This window comes from Streptomyces sp. NPDC006296, from assembly GCF_040613235.1.
Classification (GTDB): Bacteria; Actinomycetota; Actinomycetes; order Streptomycetales; family Streptomycetaceae; genus Streptomyces.
Window position 1 is genome coordinate 1 of the sequence record NZ_JBEXRT010000064.1, and the last position, 20206, is coordinate 20206.

A 20206-nucleotide genomic window follows, 5' to 3' on the forward strand; every position below is an offset into this window, starting at 1 on the left:
CGTTCTCCAGACAGCGAACCAGAAGTTCGGCCGCTCCGTCGGGGGTCTGCTTCCGGTCCTCGGCGTCACTCACGCTGATCGTGTCCTCTCCTGATCTTCGGCCACGCCGACGGACGGGCCGCTCAGCCGCCTACCCCCAGCCAGCCACCCCGACGCCCCCAACCGGCCCGACGCCCCCAGCCAGCCGGCCCGACGCCCCCGGGCAGCCCCACGCCCCCGGGCAGCCCGACGCCCCCAGCCAGCCCGACGGGACTACGAGAAACCCACCTCGACCCACACACACCGCCCAGGCCCTCAATGACAACCCACCCCCCACCCACACGCACCCGCTCCCCGTGACCAACACCCTGCCCCACTCCGAGACCGCCGCATCCCTCTCCCCCACACCCCACGACCACACCCCCACGTGAGCACCCACATATCACCGACGACGCAGCCCTGATGACGTCGCGGTCGCGTGACCAGCACTGTTCGGATCCACTACAGGACACAGCAAGAACGAGGCCAACGCAGCAGGAGCGGGCGATCGCCCTCAGGCGGGTGGGCACTCTCCTATTTCCGGAGGGCGGTGGCATCGGCCGGTCAAGAGGCTGTCCCCGACCTGCAGGACGCGGACGCGCGCCCGGCGCCCGGACCGCCGGCAAACCGAAGTCGCAGGTGCCGGTGTGGCGCGAGGGGCTGGCCTGATCGGTACTGTCGGTGGACTATCAGCGCATCCTCACCGCGCTCGCGAACCGGCACCGACTTCACCAAGGGCCTTCGAACTGCCAGGAGAACGTTTCACGGACCTGTCCACGCAGCCGGTCGTGGACCTCCTTGATCAGGCCGTGGTCGCGCCAGCGGCCGGAAGAAGGCCTAGACCCGATCCCACGGCGGGAAGTCGACCGGCATACCGCGCCACTTGATTCCGTTGTCGACGAGGTAACGGATCGCGTCCGACAACGCGCGGGGGCACGACATCTCCGCCTGCCCGCCCCGGCCTCGCATCCAGCCCGGCACCGTAGCAGCGGCCGGACCACGGCCCACTCCGCGTCCGTCATGTCCGAGGGATACCACCGAACACGCTCCGGGTGACCGGCTGCGTTTCCGAACCGGTGGGCGGCACAATCACAATACGGAGAAACCGAGTTGAACTCCACCGGCGCGAGCACGTACAACTGCAGCAACAGGGTCTCCTGGAACTCGGTTGGCTTCGCAACCCCGAGCTGCCAAGAGGCCCTGTCTTCATGCCCACAGCAAGCGGCGATCACCCGATCGACGAACACTCCTCAAGCCCGGAGCGACAACAGCCACTTAGGCTGTTGCCGGGCGTCCATGTGTCGCACGCACAGCATCGCGAACAGTGAGGTAGAAATGCAGAATTACATGCCTGTCGTGCTGGTACACGGGTTCTGGCACGGTAGCTGGTGCTGGAGTCCCGTGGTCGAGCAGCTGGCCGCCAGCGGGATCCAGTCGGTCGCAGTCGATCTCGAGGGCCACGGACTGCGTGGACGCGCACCACGCAGCCACGGAGCACGCCCGTTCGATGCGGCGGCGTTCACCACCGAGCCGTCCGCGGTGGCGCACATCACCGCGTCCTCTGCGGCGGCCGATCTCGCCGATCGGATACGTGTGATCGGTGCCGGGCAGCCATGTCTCGTCGTCGCGCACAGCATGGGCGGCGTTGTCGCCACCGCGGCCGCGGAGCTCGCACCGGAACTCGTGGGCGGACTCGTCTACGTGTCGGCGTTCGCGCCGGTGGCCGGGGTACCGGCGGGCCAATACAACAGTTACCCGGAGAACGCCGGCGAGAAGGTGAACCGGCTCATCGCGGCGGACCCGGCCGTCGTCGGCGCGGTGCGTATCGACACCCGCGACCCGGCCAGGCGCGACGAGATCAAGGAGACCTTCTACAACGACGTCGACGACCGTACCGCGGACGCCGCAATCGCCCTGCTCCAGCCGGACGCCCCGTTGGGACTCCCCACCGAGGAGCTGACCGTCACCGAGCAGCGCTACGGCAGCATCCCGCATTCGTACGTGGTCTGCCGCCGGGACCACGTTATCCCTGCGGCGCTCCAGCATCGCATCATCAAGGACATCGACGCCGTGTCGACTTCACCGACCACCGTGACCGAACTCGACAGCTCTCACTCCCCGTTCCTGTCTCAACCCGCCGCACTCGCCGAGGCGGTCGCCGCGGGACTGGCTCGAACTTGAACCGACCGAGCTCCCGGCACTTCGAGGTCGTGGATCGAGGCGTTGATAGGTCGGCTCCGGGGTCGCTCACGCTGGTCGTGGACGGCCGTCCGCCGGTCAAATCGTCGGTCAGCGGCTGACTTCGAGATTCATCAGAGTGAGCAGGGCGTGCGTGCCGGGGGGCGCAGGCTGGTTCGGTGCGGAGCTTGGTGAGTGCCGGCCAGTTCTTGAGGTGGGCGAAGCCGTGCTCGACCGGCGGCGAGGACCCGGTTGGCTTCCTTCTGGCCGGGTGTGAGCTTGTGAGTGCGGCTGGTGTGGAAGTCGGTGACGAGCACGGGATCGCGTACGTCGTGGTCCAGGCCGCGGAATCCCAGGTCAGCCAGCGCCCCGAGACCGGTGGCCCGGAGGTGGGTCAGAATGTGGTCGTGGCGGGCGGCGGTGATGCCGTGGGTACGGCCGGGCCAGGCGGCGAATATCCAGATCAGGCGGGCGCACCCCAAGAGCCCCATGAGCCACCGACACGGCGCCAGGACTTTCACACATTCTCACGTCAGCCCGCGAAGCGGGCCCCGAGGCCACCGTCGACGGGAATCTCGGCCCCGGTGATCCCCCGGGCACCCGGACCGAGAAGAAACGCCACGACCTCGGCCACGTCCCGCGGTTCGCACATCCGCCGCATCGGGTGGACGCCCACCACCTCGGCCTCGGCGGCCACCGGATCGGGTTGGGCGGCGAAGTAGTCACGCACCAGCGCTGTTCGGGTCCAGCCCGGGCTGACCGCGTTGACCCGAACACCTTGCGGGGCGAGTTCGAGGGCCAGACTGCGGGTCAGCCCCAGCAGACCCGACTTCGCGGCCGCATAGGGGAAGTAACCGGCGGAGGTCAACCGGGCGTGCAGCGAGGCCACATTGACGATCGATCCCTCGGCACGCTCGCGCATCGCGGGGATGAGCTGCTTGGCGACGAGCCAGGCACCTTTGAGGTCGACCGCGAAAACGTGGTCCCACTCGTCGGTGGTCATCGCGGCCGGATCGAAGTAGGCATTGATACCGGCATTGTTGACCAAGAGCGTGGCCGCACCGAAACGATCGGCGACGGCCGAGGCGGCAGCGGCGACTCCGGCTTCGTCAGTGATGTCCACGGCCAGCGGCAGGAACCGGTCCGCGTGAGAGGCGTGCCGCTCGGCCGCCCGGCCGAGCGCCGCCTCGTCACGGTCCAGCACCGCGACAGCGGCGCCTCCCGCCAGCAGGACCTCGACAATGGCCTCGCCGATGCCCTGGGCACCGCCGGTCACGATGGCAGTGCGATCCTGGAAAGGATGGGCGTTCACAGTACCTCCGTGGAAATGACGCCGGCAGACGGCCGGGCAGCGATGGCATCGGACGGAACACCCGGCGTTCCCGGACACAGCACAGCGGGGTGGGCGGCTGGTGCCGACACACCCACGACCGCGGCCAGGACCCGACCGTCGTGCCGGGAACCGCTCCCAGGCGAGCCGGCGGGAGGCGGCACGAGACCGATCGTCGCGGTCGCCACGAACAGGGTGCCCGCGACAAGCACCGGACTGGTGGGCTGGACCGCAGGGAGCCGCAAAACAGCGACAAGGGTACCGTCGGGAGCATAACGATGGACCACCCCACCACCCCAGACCGCCACCCAAAGACAACCACCGTCATCCACCACCATCCCATCCGGACCACCGTTACCCGGAGCGAACACGACATGGGTGTCCCGGTCGAGGAGCCGGCCGTCCTCCGGGCGCACCCGGAAACGGTCGATACGGCCCTCGCCGCTGTCGGCCAGATACATCACCGTTCCGTCGGCCGTGAACGCGGGGCCGTTGGGGATGGTGAGACCGTCCACCACGGTGGTGACCGAACCGTCGTGGTCGACGCGGTGCAGCCGGCCGAGGCCGCGCTCGCCTCCGTAGGGCATGGTGCCGAACCAGAAGCGTCCCGAAGGGTCGCAGCATCCGTCGTTGACGCGACTGCGTGCGGGGGCGGCGGCGCCGGGCCGGGCCAGCCAGGTGCGGCTTCCGTCGGGTGCCAGCACGGCTGCGCCCGTACCTGCCGCTGCCAGCCAGTGGCCGGGGTGCCCGGCCAGCGGTGCGACGGCGCCCAGCGGGATGTCCAGGCGCAGCAGGGCCTCGCCGTCGCCGGGCTCGGCCGGGTCGAGGGCGGTGAGGGTGCCGTCGAGGATGTCGACGGTCACCAGGCGGTCGCCGGTGTGGCGCAGGCCCTCGCCCAGTTCGCGCCGGCGGGTGGTCCAGGGGCGGAACGCCGGTGGGGCGGCCGCCGTGTGCGGTGGGCGGGTCACGGTCTCACTCCTTCGGGCCCGCCGCAGGTCGCGGAGGCCGGGGTGGATACGCGGGCGGTGGAGCCCGGCGTGGTGGGAGGGAGGCGGTTCAGCGCAGGGTGGCACCCTCCTCACGGTCCAGCAGGGCGAGTTCGCGGCGCTCGGGCAAACCCTGCCAGTCGCCCTCGGATCCGACGGCGAAGGCGCCCACCGTGTTGGCCCGCTCCAGGCGTTCCCGTGTGCCGAGGCCGTCGAGTACCCCTGAGAGCAGACCGGCGGTGAAGGCGTCACCGGCTCCCACGGTGTCGCGGACGGCGACCCGGCGCGCGGGGGTGTGTTCCCGTCCTTCGGCGGTGTGCAGTTCGGCGCCGTGGCCGCCGAGCTTGACGGCCACCTCGCGGGTCCGGCCGCCGGAGAGCAGCGACCGGACGCGGTCGGCTGCGGTGCGGGCCCGGGGCGCGGCGGCCAGGGCGAGTTCGTCGTCGGAGGCGATCACGAGGTCGGCCTCCCGGGCCAGCGGGCGAAGGACGTCGGCAGCCCTGGACGAACTCCACAGCCGGGGGCGGTGGTTCACGTCCAGGCTGACCAGCATTCCGGCGGCGCGGGCCGCCTTGACGGCCGTGTGGACGGCGGCCAGGGGGCGCGGCCCCAGGGCACAGGTGATCCCGGAGACATGCAGGATCCGCGCACCGTCGAGCAGGGCGGGCGCCACGTCCTCCGGGCCGAGCCGTGAGCCCGCCGAACCGGTGCGGTAGTACTGGATGCGGGTCAGGTCGGCGATGCGCGGTTCGGAGAGCAGTAGCCCGGTGGGTGCCTCGGGGTCCCTGCGGGCGCCGGTGGTGTCCACGGACTCCGCTCGGAGGCTGCGCAGGATCAGGGTGCCCAGTTCGTCGTCACCGACGCGGCCGATCCACCGGGCACGGTGTCCGAGCCGGGTCAGCCCCACGGCCACGTTGGACTCGGCTCCGGCCACCGAGAGCCGCAGGTCTCCGCCCATCCGGAGCGGGCCGGAGGCCCGGAAGACGGCCATCGTCTCCCCGAGCGTGACGACGTCGGGGGCGGTCCCGGTGCTCATGCTCCCTCCCGGTGTCCGGCGACGGCCGCGAGGAAGGCGCGGCATCGCGCGCGGAGCGCGTCCAGGTCGCCGCCGTGCGGGGCGTCTCCCGCGATGGGCGATCCGACGCCGACGGCGAGGGCTCCGGCCTCCAGATAGGCGCGGGCCGTCTCGGTGTCCACGCCGCCGGTCGGGACGAAGGGGACGTGGGGCAGCGGTTCACGCAGGGAGCGGAGGTAGGCCGGGCCGCCGATCGAGGCGGGGAACAGCTTGACGGCGGTGGCGCCCTCGGTGACCGCCCGGACGACCTCGGTGGGGGTCAGCGCACCGGCCACGACCGGCAGCCCGAGCGCGTGCGCGGTCACGCTGCCCTCCGCGAGTGCGGGCGTGACGACGAACGCGGCTCCCGCCTGCTGGACGGCGCGCGCGTCGTCGGCCGTGAGCACGGTGCCGGCACCGATGAGGGCGTCTCCGGCCTCCCGGACGCAGCGCGCGATGACGTCGGCCGCGTCGGGTGTCGTCAGGGAGACCTCGATCAGGCCGACACCCTCCTCGCGAAGGGTGTGTACGGTCCGTTCGGCGGTCTTCGGGGCGGAGCCGCGGACGATGGCGATCACGCGTTCGCGGCGGAGTCGGTCGGTGAAGCTCATGCGGGTCGGTCCTCGGGGAGTGCGGTACGGATGCGGGTCGGGCGGGGCGGGTGTCACCACTCGGCGAACGATCCGTCGGGATGGCGCCACAGTGGGGTGCGCCAGGGCGCTCCCGCGGCGGCATCGGCCCGGCGGACCGCGTTCTCGTCGACGGTGATGCCCAGCCCCGGCCCCGTGGGGCGGGCGACGTGTCCGTCGGTGAAGCGGAAGACCTCCGGGTCGACGACGTAGTCGAGGAGTTCGGCGCCGTCGTTGTAGTGGATGCCGATGCTCTGTTCCTGGATCAGGAAGTTGGGTGTGGCGAAGGCGACCTGGAGCGATGCGGCGAGCGCGATGGGCCCCAGGGGGCAGTGCGGTGCCAGCTGGACGTCGAAGGTCTCGGCGAGGGAGGCGATCCGGCGCAGTTCGGAGATGCCCCCGGCGTGCGAGGGGTCGGGCTGTGCGACGGCGATCCCGGCGGTCAGCGCGGGCAGGAAGTCCCAGCGTGAGTAGAGGCGTTCACCGGTGGCGACCGGCACGGTGGTGGCACGGACGAGCGGCTCCAGCAGCCGGGTGTGCTCCGGGGTGACCGGCTCCTCCGCGAACAGCGGGTGCAGGTCCTCCAGCGCGGTGAGCAGACGCCGCGCTCCGGCCGGGCCGAGGCGGCCGTGCAGGTCCACGGCGACGTCCCGGCCGGGGCCGAGCACCTCGCGCGCGGTGGCCACACGGGCGTACGCTGCGGCGATGTCGGCCGCGCCGCCCAGGCGCCCGGTGCGCCCGGTGGCGTTCATCTTGACGGCTGTGAACCCGGCCTCGACCTGGGCGCTCACCGCGTCGGCGATCTCGGCCGGTTCGTCGCCGCCGACCCAGCAGTAGACGCGGGCCCGGTCGCGGACGGCGCCGCCGAGGAGATCGTGCACGGGGACGCCGAGGGCCTGTCCCCGGATGTCCCACAGCGCCTGGTCGATGCCGGCGACGGCGCTGGAGAGCACCGGCCCGCCGCGGTAGAAGGTACCGCGGGTCATCACCTGCCAGTGGTCCTCGATGTTCCTGGGGTCCAGACCGACGAGGTACTCGGCCAGTTCGGCGACGGCCGTACGGACGGTGTCGGCGCGGCCCTCGACCACCGGCTCCCCCCAGCCGACGATCCCCTCGTCCGTCTCCACACGGCAGAACAGCCAGCGGGGCGGTACCCGGAAGGTCTCGATGCGGGTGATCTTCATGGTGCTTCCCGGTCCTTCGGTGGGGTGGCGTGCCCGCCGCCCCGGCCGGTGCGGTCGTCGTCGTCCGTCGCGGCCTCGGGGCGGGCACGGGAGGGGGCCGCGGTGCGCGCCAGGTCGGCGTCGGCACGGGCGAGCAGTGCGCGTATGGCCTGCTCGGCGGCGGCCGGGTCGGCGTCGCGTACGGCGCGCAGGACGGGCTCGTGTGCCGGGACGGGGTCGTCGGCCTCGGCGGAGTGGACCAGTCGGTCGCGTTCGGCCAGGGCCGGTCCGATGAAGACGTCCATGCGCTGGAGCAGTTCGTTGTGGGTGGCCCGGAGCAGGGCGCGGTGCCAGGCGAGGTCGGCTTCGGCCGCCTCGGCCGGGTCGCCGGAGGTTTCACCCATGCGGGCGAGGGCCGCATCCAGGGCCGCCAGGTCCTCCTCCGTGCGCCGTTCGGCGGCCAGGCGGGCGGCGGCCGGTTCGATGACGAGGCGTACCTCGGCGAGGTCCCGCAGGACCAGCTCCGGTGCGTCGGCGGCGAACTGCCAGCGGATGACGTCGGCGTCGAGGAGATTCCAGTGGTCGCGGGGGCGGACGAACGTACCGCGCTTCTGCCGTGCGTCGACCAGGCCCTTGGCGGTGAGGACCTTGACGGCCTCCCGCAACACCGTCTGGCTGATGCCGAGTTCGTCGATGAGGGCGGCCATGTCCAGGGTCTCTCCCACTCGCAGACGTCCCTGCACGATGCGGGTGCCGACCTTCTCGACGATCTGTCCGTGCAGGCCCCTGCCCACGTACTCGGCCATGTTGCGTCCTTCCTCGACCACGCGGTGCGCGCACCGTCATCCTATATTATTTAGTAAATAAAATGTGTCGGTTTTCCGTCCTCCCCGACGGTGAAGCAGGCCACCCGCACGGTGCCGCCGCCGGGAGCCGGCGCGGTCAACTCCCAGTCCCCGCATGGCAGCCGCTCCTGCGGCAGGCGCACCGGGTGCGCCCGGCCGGGTTCCAGTCCGTCCAGCGCGAGCGGTGGGGTCCCGAGCGGCCCGCGGACCTCCAGCCGGCCCGAGGCATACGGCACGAACAGGTCCCGCGAACGTCCACCGTCCGCCCCGCGAGGCGGCTCCGCCCAATGGCCGGCCGGGGTCACGGACCCGACCGGACCGACCGAGGGGCCGACTCCGAACTCCACCTCCAGCGAGGCCGAGGCTCCGGGGGCGAGCGTCGTCAGCGGCCCCAGCGCCTCGCACTCCACGACGTGGTCGCGCGGCAGCAGACCGCCCAGATGCGGCAGCCCCTGCGCCAGCGGGCACTCCATCCACACCTCGGCCCGCGACCCCTCGTCGGGGTAGGCGCCCTCGTGGACGGTGAACCGCTGCGTCAGGGTGCGCTCCGGCCCGACGTGCGCCAGCCACCCCGCGGAGTCGGGGAATCCCACCTTCCCGACCACCTCTTGGTGCGGCACGTGGAGGACTCCCGAAGAGGTTTCCCGCACCCGGGGCCAGCCGGTCCCGGCGACCAGCGGTACGGAGGCGGGTCGCCCGGAACCGGCGAGTCCGAGGTAGACGCCCTCGGCGGCCGACAGGTCCGCCGTCGGCGCACCGGCGAGCTGGGTCACGTTCCACAGCGCCCAACGCCGTTCCCCGGACGAGGTGTTGGTCATGCTCAGGTGAAGACCGAAAGCCGTGCTGCCGGGGCGCAGAACGATCCGGCGTTCCAGCCGCAGGCCGGTCCGGGGGTCATCGCCGCTGGTGAGTACGAGTACCACCGCGTCGTCGAGCCGGTCGACCCGCGCCCTGTACGGGCCCGAGTCCAGCACCGGGTCCGGTGGCCCCGCCCACTGCTCGGGTCCGTCCCAGCCCTGCGGCGCCGGCCAGGTCTTGTCCCCGCCCCAGTTGAGCCAGTCCGCCATCGGGCCCCCGTGCGGACCGGGCCGCGCGCCCGGCAGCGGTGTGAGGCGGCTGTCCAGCAGGCGCGGATTGCGGTACAGGAACTCCGCGCCGTCCAGAGTCACCGACAGCAGCCGGCCGCCCAGCGCGGGGGCGGCGGTCACCGTCAGCGCCCCGGCGTCGAGCGTGATCAGCTCGCCGTACGCTACGGGGGTGCGCCGCACCCGTACGGTGTCGTTGGCGCCGGTCACCGCTCAGCCGTCCAGACCGGGTTCGAGCACGACCTTGCCCCGGGCGGCCCCCGCGGCGAGTGCGAACGCCTCGTCGGCCCGTCCGAGGGCGAAGCGGTCGCTGACGATCCGCTCCGGCCGGACGCCCCAGCGCACCAGGTTGCGGGCCAGTTCGGCCATGGCCGGGACCGAGGTGACCCAGGAGGCGTGGAGCGTGACCTGCTTGTGCAGCAGGGCGTCGGACACCTCGGTCTCCAGCGTCCCGCCCTCGCCGACCAGGGAGATCCGCCCCCACTCGGCGATGTGCGCGATAGCGGTCGACCGGCCGGGCCGGGTGCCCGAGCAGTCGATCGCGGTGGAGGCCCCCCGCCCGCCGGTCAGGGCCGCGACGGTGTCGGCGGCCTCCTGGGGGGTGACCGTGGCGTCGAAGACGTCCAGCCTCTCTGCCCAGGCGCGGCGCTCGGGCGACACCTCCACCCCGATGACCCGCCGCGCTCCGCGCCCCCGGCCGGTCATCGCCGCGGCCAGGCCCACCGGACCGAGCCCGACGACGAGCAGGTCGTCGTCCCCGTTCACTCCGATCCGCCGGATGCCTTCGTAGGCGGTGCCGAAACCGCAGGCGATGAGCGCCCCGTCCACGAAGCTCAGCTCGTCGGGGAGGGGGACGAGGGTGTGCTCGTCGGCGAGGAGGTAGTCGGCGGCCCCGCCGTCGCGCTGCCAGCCGTAGGCCGCGCGGGAGGGGGAGGAGCAGCTGATCTGGTATCCGCGGGCGCAGTTGTCGCAGAGCCCGCAGCCGGCGATGTGGTAGACCACCACCCGGTCACCCGGGCGGTGCCGCCGGACGCCGGGGCCGGTCGCCACGACGGTGCCACTGGGCTCGTGACCGGCGACGACACCCTGGTAGGCGGGTCCGTCCACTCCTCGGTGGGTCTTGTGCTCGCGGTAGATGTAGCCGATGTCGCTGCCGCAGATACCGGCCGCGCCCACGCGCAGCAGTAGCTGTCCCGGACCGGGGACGGGCACGGGCAGCTCCCGGACCTCGGCGCTGCTGTTCCCCGGCAGGTACACGCCGCGCATGGTCGCGGGCGGCGGTGTGAGGGTCTCGCTCATGGGGTGTCCTTCGTGCGGGTCGTACGGATCGTGGCGTACGGGTCAGGTGGTGCGTGTCGTCAGGCTCTTGCGGGAGATGACGACGTTGATCAGGACGGCCCCGACGATGATCAGGCCGCGCACGACATCCTGGAGGAAGGAGTTGACCCCCAGCAGGACCAGCCCGTTGGCGATCACCGAGATGAACAGGACGCCCAGCATCGTCCCGACCAGGCTTCCCCGCCCGCCGGCGAGGGCGGTGCCGCCGATGACGACGGCGGCGATCACGTCGAACTCCAGGCCCGCGGCCGCCCCGCCGTTGCCCGAACCCAGCCGGGCCGCCATCAGGATGCCCGTGAGCGCGGCGAGCAGCCCCGTGGTGGCGAAGAGCGCGACGCGGACGCGGCTGATCGGGATACCCGCCAGCTGCGCGGCGGCCGCGTTGCCGCCCACCGCGTAGACCGACCGGCCGTAGGCCGTGCGGCGGGCGACATACCAGAACACCAAGAACAGCAGGACCAGGACGACCGCCGGGGTCGGGATGCCGAGGATCTTGCCGCCGAGCGCGTCCATGAAGCCGCCGCCGGGGGTGGCGACGGGGAGCGCGTTGGTGGTGTAGAGCGCGAGGCCGCCCAGAGCGCTCCAGAGTCCGAGCGTGGCGATGAAGGACGGCACCCCGAACCGGGCCCGCAGCCATCCGGCCGCCGATCCCCACAGAGCGCCGGCCACCAGAGTGAGCAGCAGTGCGACGGGGAGCCCGAGGTCCCACTCGGTGGCGCCCTTGGCGAAGAGCACCGAGGCAAAGGCCACGGCCGGGCCGATGCTGATGTCGATCTCCCCGGCGATGATCACCAGGGTGACACCGAGGGCCGGGATGCCGACGGTCGCGGCGTCCCGCAGGATGCCGAGCTGGTTGTCGGTGCTGAGGAATCCGCCCGCGGTGACGCCGAGCACGATGTAGAGCGCCACGATCGCGGCCAGCAGTCCCACCTCGTTGAGGTGGCGCAGGCGGCGGACGCGGACGGCGCCCGTGGACGGTGACGGAGGGCCGGACGGCTTGTCGGCCACGAGGGTCGAGGACATGGTTGTCTGCCTCACACTTCCACCGCCATGGTGGCGGCCATGATGTCGTCGAGAGTGATGTCGGGTGCGAGGAACTCGCGGGTGAACCGGCCGTGCTGCAGCGTCAGAACCCGGTCGCAGACGAGCGGGAGCTCCTCCAGCTCACCGGAGACGAAGACCACGACGGCGCCTTCGTCGGCCAGGGACCGGATCAGGCGGTAGATCTGCTGTTTGGCCTCGACGTCCACCCCACGGGTGGGTTCGTCCAGGAGCAGCACACGGCTGCGGGCGTGCAGCCAGCGGCCGATGACGGCCTTCTGCTGGTTGCCGCCGCTGAGGTTGACGATGGGGGTGTCCAGCCCGGGGGTCTTGACCGCGAGCCGGCGCACCAGCTCCTCACCGGCCTCACCGGCCCGGCGCGGGGAGAGACCGGCCCGCCCGCTGACCCCGGCGAACCAGGACATCGTCATGTTCTCACCGACGCCCAGCAGGGGAACGATGCCCTCGCCCTTGCGGTCCTCGGGGGTCATGCCCACCCCGAGGCGCTTCATGGCGGCCGCGGTGGGACGGGCCACCGGCCGTCCCGCGAAGGCGACCGTGCGCTCGGCGGCGGGCTCGAAACCGGCGATCGAGCGGAGCAGCTCACTGCGGCCCGAGCCCAGCAGGCCGCCGATGCCCAGGACTTCACCCGCGTACAGATCAAGGTCCACACCCTCGAGCTTCGGTGCGAGCGTCAGCCCACGCACGGACAGGAGCGGTTCCCGGGAGCGGTCGACCGCACGCGGTGCGAACGGTTGCTGCTCACGGGCGGCTTCACCGAGCATGAGGGCGACGATCTGCCCCGTCGTCGCCTCCTGGACGTCCACCGTGTCCACCACTCTGCCGTCCCTGACGACCGTGACGCTCCGCGCCACCTGCCGGATCTCGTCCAGCCGGTGGCTCACGTAGATGACCGCGACCCCGGCCGCGGAGATACGGCCGACCGCCTCCAGGACGGTCCGCGCCTCCCCGGCGGCGAGCGCGCTGGTCGGCTCGTCCAGGATCAGCAGCCGGGGCCGGCGGCGTACCGCGCGGGCGATCTCCACGAGCTGCTGCTCGGCCAGCGGCAGCGAGCCGACGGTGTCCTCCGGATCCACCCGTACATCCAGTTCGGCCAGGACCTCGGCCGCCTCCTGCCGCATCCGGGCGTAGTCCACCCCGGACAGCCCGCGCCGCGGCCACTCGCCGAGGAACAGGTTCTCGGCGACCGTCATCTCCGGCACCAGGCTCAGCTCCTGATGGACCGTGGCCGCGCCCAGCTCCGCGGCCCGGCGTACCCCGCCATGGCCGAGGACCTCACCCCCGATACAGACCTCGCCGCTGTCGGGGGTCTCGACGCCGGACAGCATCCGGATGAGCGTGGACTTGCCCGCTCCGTTGCGCCCGAGGAGGGCGCGGACCTCGCCCGGCTCGACCCGGAAGTCGACGTCGGCCAGGGCACGTACGCCCGGATACCGCTTGTTCAGGCCGGTCGCCTCGGCGGCCGGTACGGGGCCGGGCCGACCGGGCGGCGGTGAGGTGGTGGTCATACTCGCTCCAGGGACACCGGAGGGACGGGGGAAGAAGAGGAGGAGGCGACGGCCCCGGTGCCCGTCACGGCAGGCCGTCCGGGTGCGTACGCAGCCACTCACGGGCTTCCCGGGGGGTGGAGTACAGCTTCACGGGCGCGGGGACGACGGGGCCGTCGAGCTCCTCGCCGGCGATGACCCGTGCGGTCGTACGCGTGGCCAGCTCACCGACCTCAACCCCCGAGATGTCCACATCGGCCTTGAGCACCCGGTGGTCGGCCAGCTCCCTGGCCACGTCGGACGTCATGTCGCTGCCGAAGACCACCGTCCGCCCCACGAAGCCGCGCTGGCGCACGGCGCGGACCGCACCCATCGTGGCGCCGCCGGACTCGCCGTAGAACGCGTCGACCCGGGACTGGGCGCTCAGGATGCGGTCGGCTACCTCAAGGGCCTGGTCGATCGTGGTGCCCTGCTGGTTGGTGACGATCCTGGCCTCGGGCAGCTCCGCGAAGAGTGCCTTCTCGAACCCCACCCGGCGCTGGATGCAGACCTCGACCGTCTCGCAGTTGAGCACGGCGATGCGCGGGTCCTCGATGCCTTCCGCCTTGAAGTACTTCGCCGCCTCGGCCCCGGCCAGCTCCCCGAACTTCACCGGATCGCCCAGCACCCAGGCGCTCACGTACTTTTGCGTCGCCTCCTCGGTGAGGCAGGTGTTGTAGCAGACCACCTTGACGCCGCTCTCGTGCGCCAGACGCACCGCGGGGATGGACGCGGTGGTGGAGACGGGCGAGAGCACCAGAGCCTTCACCCCGGCGGCGCTCACGGTGTCGACGAAGGCGCTCTCCTTGGAGGCGTCGCCCTGGGCGTTCAGCTCCAGCAGCTGCACCCCGTCGCCGAGCCGGCCGACCGATTCCTGCATGCCCTTGCGGACACCCGCGTAGTAGCCCTGGGCGTCCATGTAGACCAGGCCGACCCGGCCCCCGTCCCCGGCCCGCGGGATGCACCCGGTGAGCGCGACCATCGTCAGCGCCAGACCGAGGCACACGGCGAACGCGGTGCGATGCCGCTTCCTGCCGTTCCTCATGACATCACTCCGAATCACGTGCAAAAGCTGCGTACAACCGCATTCGGGGCGGATCGCCGCCGCGGCGTGCTCCGAGTATGGAAGGGACGGGCGAGTAAGGTCAAGATTAATTCCTAATTAATGATTTGATCGCGCGGTGACAGTGGTGCCACTTATGGGCGAATCCGACTTTCGCGACAATCGCGGCTGCACGTCAGTTCAGTGGTACCGGCCTGTCGCGCGCCTGCATCCGCGCCGGAGCCCCGCACACTCCAGCCGGATTCCCTGTCCTGAGCCGGCTCTTTCCGGCAGTGGCATCGTTGGGCGACGGCTTGATGGCGTCCGCGCCGGCCGGACCGTCTCAGGGCGTGCTGACGCGGTCCGAGTTCGACTCTGGGGTGGGCGGGAGAGCGTCCAGGAGCCGTCGGATTTCCGCCACGGTGAGGGAGACGAGGCTGGTCGGTTCGTTTCTGCGGTTTCCCGGTGGGCGGCTTGGGTGGCCGGGGTGGTGAGGAAGGCCCGGGCGAGCATGGCCAGGGGTGATGTGCCGGTACCAGCCCGGACAGCGGCGGACCTCGTGCTCGTCCGCGCCGCGCTCGTTCTTCGCGGCCCGGAAGCATTCCTCGACCGCCCACCGGCTGCCGGCGATCCGGGCGGGTTCGTCGATCTCGGTGCCGACGGGTGCGTGGGCGAGGCAGTAGGCGATCTCGGTGGGATCGGACACGCTGCGGCGGGCCGGCACCCAGCGGAGGTCCAGGATGTCGGCAGGTGGAGCTCCCGGTCCACCAGGCCCCTGCCCGAGCGGTTGGTGCAGGCGGCGAACACGCCGATCTGGCAGTTGTCGATCTTCCCCGAGGTGCCGGTGTACTGCCGGCCCACCCCGGCCGAGGTGGTGCCCTTCTTGACGAACCGGGTGTCATCGATGATCAGTACCCCGCCCTGACCCGCCCTGCAGTGGGGCGGACCAGGCGTGGTCGTCGCTGCGGCGGCGGCCCGGTCTGGCCATCGGAGGCGAGACGGGCCTCGGCGGGGTTGGCCACGTTCCACGCTTCGGCGCAGTTCTTGCCTGCATGCGCGGCTCGAAGCCGACACCGCAGAACCCCGGGAGGCGACCGGCGCCCGGGAAGGGTGGGCCTCGGCGTTGTCACTTGCGGCTGGTACAACTGCCGTGCCGATCAGATGCGTTGGATGCGCCGGACGTCTCGTGCGGCGGGAGTGGGCAGGCACATGCGAACCAAGGACGACCACCTCACCGAGCTCTACGGGCTCCCCGCCTTCAGGTTCCCCGAGGAGCGGGACGCGGCCGGCGTCGTGCTGCCGGAGGCTGATGCCGTGGCCTGGCGGATCGGATACGAGCGATGGACCAGCGAAGAGCGGTGGAAGGACACATTCGAGCGGCTGTGCGCGGCCGTAGACAGCACGCGCATCCGCGCGCTGGTCATCGGCATCTGGGGAGACCCGGAGGACACCGAGCCCGACGAGGTCGTGGAGGCGTTCCTGAACGCGCGGGAGCAGCTGACCGGACTGCGATCTCTCTATTTCGGCGACATCACCGACGCGGAGTGCCGGATCTCCCGGATCGGACAGACCGACGTCACGCCGCTGCTCGCGAGCTACCCGGCCCTGGAGGAGCTCTCGGTCCGGGCCGGCGAGTCCTACGACATGGAAGGGGTGCACCCACTCCGGTTTCCCCGCATACGCCACGACGCGCTACGCAGGTTCGTCGTCGAGAGCGCGGGCCTGCGCGGCCACGTCCTTCGCGGAGTGGGCGAGAGCGAGCTGCCCGCGCTGGAACATCTCGAACTGTGGCTGGGAGCGCGCGACGACGGGGGCGACGGCGAGATCGCCGACCTCGCGGGGATCCTGTCCGGAGACCGGCTGCCGCGGCTGCGGAGCCTCGCCCTGCGTAACAGTGAGATGCAGGACGAGATCGCGGCAGCCGTGGCGTCCGCGCCCGTCGTCGCCGGCCTCGACGTGCTCGACCTGTCGCTCGGCACACTGACCGACACCGGTGCCGAGGCGCTGCTCGGCGGGCAGCCACTGGCCCATCTCAGGAAGCTCGACCTGCACCACAACTACCTGAGCGAGCCGATGAGACAGCATGTCCGGGACGCGCTCGAGCCGGCCGGCGTCGAAGTCAACCTCGACCCGTCCGACGCCGAGGCAGACAAGGACGAGAACGGCAGGCCGGTGCCCAGCATCAGTGTGGGCCCGCTCACTTACTGACCGTCCTGCCAGGCACGCTACTGGCCCGGATCCGTCCTGCGGCGCGCTGGCGTTCCGACCACCGCGCCGGCCGCCGTCCTCATCAGCAGCAGTCCCGTCGCCCAAGGCGACGGCCTCGGCCCTTCTTCGGCAAAGAGCTTGACGTCGATGTCGAAGCCGACAGCGACAGGCTCCTCCCCCGGTAAGTGACCCGGTCGCGGCTCCCGGGGACAGCGTAAGAACACCTACGCGGGCCGAACCGTTCAAGCGCGTGACGTGCCCCCAGCAAAAAAGGCGGCCCTGCCCCCGGCTCTCGATCCGGGGGCAGGGCCGCTTCGGGTGACATGGCTACGCGGTCCCACCTTGGAGGGTGGCCGCCGGGCGGGCGAAAGCATCAGTTGTGTACGGGGCGGTGAACAGCGGGTGATCGCTGACGCAGAACGGTCCCGGCCGGGCGCAGCCCCTGAACGCCGGGCGGACGGCGGCCCGGTCCTCGGTGTCGAGTGCCCCGGCCTGGGTGCCGCTGCGGCGGAACAGGTGGCGGATCATCAGACGGTCTCCTGGTCCCGGTTAGCGCTGCCGGTGCGGGGGCGGGGGCGTGCTGCGCGCACAGCAGCTGCTCGAAGGCTGCGGCGCTGCTGCCGGGGTGTGAGGGGCCGGGCGCGGGGGCCGGAGCGGCGAGGCCGGCGGCTCGGGGTAGCAGGGCGGGCGAACCGGGCCCAGTCCGCAGTCTCCTCGGCTGGGCGGGTGACACCTGCACCACCCCCAGAGGCGAACAGGAGGGCGTCCGCCAGTGCGCTGCTCCTGGCCAGGCGGCGCCGGCCAGGACCGGCGCACTGGTTCGTGGTGCACGGCGCGGGCGGGGTGAGCGGGGCGGGGCGGGGCCGTCCTCCCGACCCCCGTGACGGGAGGACGGCCCCGGCTCCGGGGTGGCGGGCCGGTCAGTACAGCTTGTTCACGGCCCGGATCGTTGTCTTCTTGAAGGCGGCCACGGGCGCGTCGTCGAAGTCGCCCAGCTGTGCCCAGCGGACGACGGTGACGGTCCTGTCGTCCCGTCCGACCGACAGCAGGGCGATGTCGGTGGCGCCCCAGGATGTCTCGGTGTGCAGGCCACGGACGCGGGCGCCCTCCTCGACCGGCAGTGTGCCGTAGTCGCGGGCCTCGGCCACGGTGTCGGGCGAGGACTCCTCGATGCGGTCGGCGCAGGTGCGGATCAGATCGTCGTAGTGCTCGGCCAGGGCCTTGGCGTGGGCGGCCGTGTCCGCGACGACGGTCAGCTGCACGGCGCCGGTGTCCAGGTCGGTGCGGAACGTGCGGTGGCGGTAGTCGTAGGAGGGCACGCCCTCGGCATGGACGCACAGGTCGAGCTCTTCAGGGAAGCCTTCGGTGACCGGCCCGGCGGTCCAGGACGACGTCGGGTGCGGCGGCAGCTGGGACGCCGACAGGAACGCGGGCGCCGGCGTCTTCGGTGCAGCGGTCGCGACGGGCGCCGTCAGGACCGCGCCCCCGGTGAGAACGGTGGCGGCCAGGGCGGTCACGGCGCTTGTTCGAATGCGCGTGGACATGGGTGTTCCCTCCGAGGGACGAGTGAGTGGACGGCGCGGCCGGGTCCAGCCCGGCCGGTGCTGACCCAGAGCATCGGCCCGGGCGGCGGACCGGCGCAACAGCCCGCTGCCGACCTGGCAGGGTGGAACCGTCCCAGCCCCGCTGACGTGCACGTACACGGATGCCTGGGACGCCGTCCCGGGGCGTGGGTCGTGACAAGGATGGGGGGACCTGTGTCGGCACAGGACGACGGAGGCGGCGGCGACGTCGCGCGGTTCGCGGCGCAGCTGCGGTTGCTGAAGGAGCGCACCGAGCGCAGCTACGGCTCGCTGGCTCGCCGACTGGGCATGAACACCTCGACGCTGCACCGCTATTGCGTGGGTGCGGCGGTGCCGCTCGGCTTCGCATCCGTGGAACGCTTCGCGGCTCTGTGCGGAGCAACGCCCGAGGAGCGCCTGGAACTTCACCGCTGCTGGCTCTTGGCCCTGGCGGCCCGGAGCGGCCCCGGCACCACCCACGCAGCAGACGCCGCGGACGGCGGTGCAGGCCCCGCGGTGGAGGACGCCGTCGAGCCGGGTCCCGCGGCCGCGGCCGGCGGGGGCGCAGCAGCCTCCGCACCGGACCGGGCGCCCGCAGGGTCCGCGCTGTCCCCGCCGTGCCGGCCGTGGTACAGGCGCCGACGTGCCGTGGCCGTGCTGGCCTGCGCCTGTGTCGTGCTCGGGGCGCTGACCGCGCTGCCGGACGGGCACCGGGCACCCGCCGGCACTGCCGCCCGGGCGGCAGCCGCCCCGTCCGCCACCGGCACGGCGAAAACCGAGGCATCCGAGCGACCGAGCACCTCGCCCTCTCCCAGCCGCACCCCCACCGCCGCACGCTCTGCTCACCCGCCCGCACCGGGGAGGAAGCGGGCCACCGCGGCCCCGTCCGTCGTGGCGTCCGCCACCGCCGGCGGCAGACGGCCCGCCCGCCTGCCGCTGGCCTGGTCCGTGAACTCCCAGGCCTGGAAACTCGGCTGCGGCCACGACTACGTCATCGCCGAGCAGCCCGCCCGGGTCCCCCCTCCCCCAGCCCCGCAGGACGCCGCGCCCTGGGCGGCGGCGCAGGGCGCGGTGCACGGCGGCGAGACGCTCGTGGAGCTGACGGTGCAGGGACGCAGCGACATCGCCGTCGTGCTGGAAGCGCTGCGCGTGCGGGTGAGCGGGCGCAGCGCGCCGGCCGAAGGCAGCGCCTACGCCATGGACCAGGGCTGCGGTGGTGCGGTCACACCGCGGTCCTTCGCCGTGGACCTGGACAAGGACCGCCCCCTCGCCCGTGCGGTCGCCGGGAACGACTCCGGCACGCCGATCCCTGCCGTGCGCATGCCCTACCGAGTCTCCGCGACGGACCCCGAAGTGCTGCAAGTCACCGCCAGCACCCGGGCGTGCGACTGCCGCTGGTACCTGGAACTGGACTGGTCCTCCCAGGGCCGCACCGGCACCGTCCGCATCGACGACGACGGGCGGCCGTTCCGCACCAGCGCCATCGAGGGCCTGCCCAGGTACACGTACGACACCCTGAACCGCCGGTGGGGGCCCTACAGCCGGTGACCTGAGCCGGAGATTGCCTGGGCGGTAGGCGGCTGCTCCGTCGAGGACATGAGTGAAGGGCCTGTGCCGCAATGGCGCAGGCCCTTCACTTCAATCTGGAACCATGGAGTTGTGTGCGCCCGGGTGCGGGGTCAGCGGACGGTCCAGCCGCGCTCCGCGTCGAAGTAGACTGCCTGCACCTTGGCGGTGGTGATCCCGTACGGGCCGCCGAGGTTCTGGTACTCACCGCTGACCCAGCCGGCCTCGAGGCCCGCGTGGCCGCCGGCGTGGGCGTCCCAGTCGTTCGCGGAAGCCGGGGCTGCGGCGACAAAGCCGGCTGCAGCGACAGTTGCCAGGGTGATCGCGATACGACGGATCATGAACGTTCTCCTTGTGGCATGGGCATGTGCGTACGGAGCCACCTTGATCACAAGACCGGTCGAGGGCACACGCGGCACGCAGAGAATCCAGGTACGAAGAACCTGATCGGCTGCCCTGCGGTCCCGCCTCGGCCTCCCGGAGAACGACCGCCCTCGCCGCTCTGCCGATGTCGGGAACTCCTCGAATGAGAGGAAGGGGAAGGAGGAAGGAATGGTGGCGCAGGCCTGTGAAGAGTGCCGGGCACGTGGAGTCTGCGGCTCACGCAGCTGAAA

Annotated in this window: 18 protein-coding genes and 1 pseudogene; 3 read left to right on the forward strand and 16 right to left on the reverse strand. The window is 72.0% G+C overall.

Annotated features, from left to right (window positions below; all coding sequences use genetic code 11):
* Positions 1 to 1365 precede the first annotated feature (1365 nt).
* Positions 1366 to 2199 (forward strand): alpha/beta fold hydrolase, encoded by an 834-nt coding sequence (locus tag ABZ172_RS28675; RefSeq protein WP_356888077.1) that lies wholly within the window; start codon positions 1366 to 1368, stop codon positions 2197 to 2199.
* Positions 2200 to 2330: 131 nt separating this feature from the next.
* Here ABZ172_RS28675 and ABZ172_RS28680 read toward each other — a convergent pair whose 3' ends face one another.
* The 13 genes and pseudogenes from ABZ172_RS28680 to ABZ172_RS28740 all read right to left on the reverse strand — a co-directional run.
* Positions 2331 to 2687 (reverse strand): transposase family protein, encoded by a 357-nt coding sequence (locus ABZ172_RS28680; RefSeq protein ID WP_356888031.1) that lies wholly within the window; start codon positions 2685 to 2687, stop codon positions 2331 to 2333.
* 41 nt (positions 2688 to 2728) lie between these two features.
* Positions 2729 to 3508, reverse strand: coding sequence for a glucose 1-dehydrogenase (locus ABZ172_RS28685; RefSeq protein WP_356888033.1), 780 nt, complete (start codon positions 3506 to 3508; stop codon positions 2729 to 2731).
* The gene (locus tag ABZ172_RS28690; RefSeq protein WP_356888035.1) at positions 3505 to 4494 is read right to left on the reverse strand and encodes an SMP-30/gluconolactonase/LRE family protein; all 990 of its coding nucleotides are present in this window, start codon (positions 4492 to 4494) and stop codon (positions 3505 to 3507) included. Before ABZ172_RS28690 ends, ABZ172_RS28685 begins: the two co-directional genes overlap by 4 nt.
* Before the next feature lie 88 nt (positions 4495 to 4582).
* Positions 4583 to 5548: a sugar kinase gene (locus ABZ172_RS28695; RefSeq protein WP_356888037.1), complete on the reverse strand. Its 966-nt coding sequence runs from the start codon at positions 5546 to 5548 to the stop codon at positions 4583 to 4585.
* The gene (locus ABZ172_RS28700; protein ID WP_356888039.1) at positions 5545 to 6177 is read right to left on the reverse strand and encodes a bifunctional 4-hydroxy-2-oxoglutarate aldolase/2-dehydro-3-deoxy-phosphogluconate aldolase; all 633 of its coding nucleotides are present in this window, start codon (positions 6175 to 6177) and stop codon (positions 5545 to 5547) included. The genes ABZ172_RS28695 and ABZ172_RS28700 overlap by 4 nt, the downstream gene beginning before the upstream one ends.
* A 53-nt stretch (positions 6178 to 6230) precedes the next feature.
* Positions 6231 to 7379, reverse strand: coding sequence for a galactonate dehydratase (dgoD, locus tag ABZ172_RS28705; RefSeq protein WP_356888041.1), 1149 nt, complete (start codon positions 7377 to 7379; stop codon positions 6231 to 6233).
* A complete protein-coding gene (locus ABZ172_RS28710) occupies positions 7376 to 8164 on the reverse strand; it encodes an FCD domain-containing protein (protein WP_356888043.1) in 789 nt (262 codons plus the stop codon). Before ABZ172_RS28710 ends, dgoD begins: the two co-directional genes overlap by 4 nt.
* A 50-nt stretch (positions 8165 to 8214) precedes the next feature.
* On the reverse strand, positions 8215 to 9498 hold the full coding sequence (locus ABZ172_RS28715; protein ID WP_356888045.1) for a DUF4380 domain-containing protein: 1284 nt from the start codon (positions 9496 to 9498) through the stop codon (positions 8215 to 8217).
* Positions 9499 to 9501: 3 nt separating this feature from the next.
* On the reverse strand, positions 9502 to 10587 hold the full coding sequence (locus tag ABZ172_RS28720; RefSeq protein WP_356888047.1) for a zinc-binding dehydrogenase: 1086 nt from the start codon (positions 10585 to 10587) through the stop codon (positions 9502 to 9504).
* Positions 10588 to 10629: 42 nt separating this feature from the next.
* A complete protein-coding gene (locus tag ABZ172_RS28725; RefSeq protein WP_356888049.1) occupies positions 10630 to 11649 on the reverse strand; it encodes an ABC transporter permease in 1020 nt (339 codons plus the stop codon).
* A gap of 11 nt (positions 11650 to 11660) precedes the next feature.
* A complete protein-coding gene (locus ABZ172_RS28730; protein WP_356888051.1) occupies positions 11661 to 13196 on the reverse strand; it encodes a sugar ABC transporter ATP-binding protein in 1536 nt (511 codons plus the stop codon).
* A 64-nt stretch (positions 13197 to 13260) separates the two neighbouring features.
* A complete protein-coding gene (locus ABZ172_RS28735; protein ID WP_356888053.1) occupies positions 13261 to 14259 on the reverse strand; it encodes a substrate-binding domain-containing protein in 999 nt (332 codons plus the stop codon).
* 729 nt (positions 14260 to 14988) lie between these two features.
* Positions 14989 to 15165: pseudogene (locus ABZ172_RS28740) on the reverse strand (transposase); the annotation flags it as partial.
* A 300-nt stretch (positions 15166 to 15465) separates the two neighbouring features.
* On the opposite strand from ABZ172_RS28740, the gene ABZ172_RS28745 reads away from it, so the two are divergent.
* The gene (locus tag ABZ172_RS28745; protein WP_356888055.1) at positions 15466 to 16464 is read left to right on the forward strand and encodes an STM4015 family protein; all 999 of its coding nucleotides are present in this window, start codon (positions 15466 to 15468) and stop codon (positions 16462 to 16464) included.
* 327 nt (positions 16465 to 16791) lie between these two features.
* On the opposite strand, the gene ABZ172_RS28750 is transcribed toward ABZ172_RS28745, so the two are convergent.
* Entirely contained in the window at positions 16792 to 16992 is a 201-nt protein-coding gene (locus ABZ172_RS28750) for a hypothetical protein (protein ID WP_356888057.1), read from the reverse strand.
* A 392-nt stretch (positions 16993 to 17384) separates the two neighbouring features.
* On the reverse strand, positions 17385 to 18008 hold the full coding sequence (locus tag ABZ172_RS28755) for a hypothetical protein (RefSeq protein ID WP_356888059.1): 624 nt from the start codon (positions 18006 to 18008) through the stop codon (positions 17385 to 17387).
* Between the two features lie 201 nt (positions 18009 to 18209).
* Here ABZ172_RS28755 and ABZ172_RS28760 point away from each other — a divergent pair, with 201 nt between their 5' ends.
* Entirely contained in the window at positions 18210 to 19574 is a 1365-nt protein-coding gene (locus tag ABZ172_RS28760) for a helix-turn-helix transcriptional regulator (RefSeq protein WP_356888061.1), read from the forward strand.
* Between the two features lie 131 nt (positions 19575 to 19705).
* Here ABZ172_RS28760 and ABZ172_RS28765 read toward each other — a convergent pair whose 3' ends face one another.
* Positions 19706 to 19933 (reverse strand): hypothetical protein, encoded by a 228-nt coding sequence (locus ABZ172_RS28765; RefSeq protein WP_356888063.1) that lies wholly within the window; start codon positions 19931 to 19933, stop codon positions 19706 to 19708.
* Between the last annotated feature and the right edge of the window lie 273 nt (positions 19934 to 20206).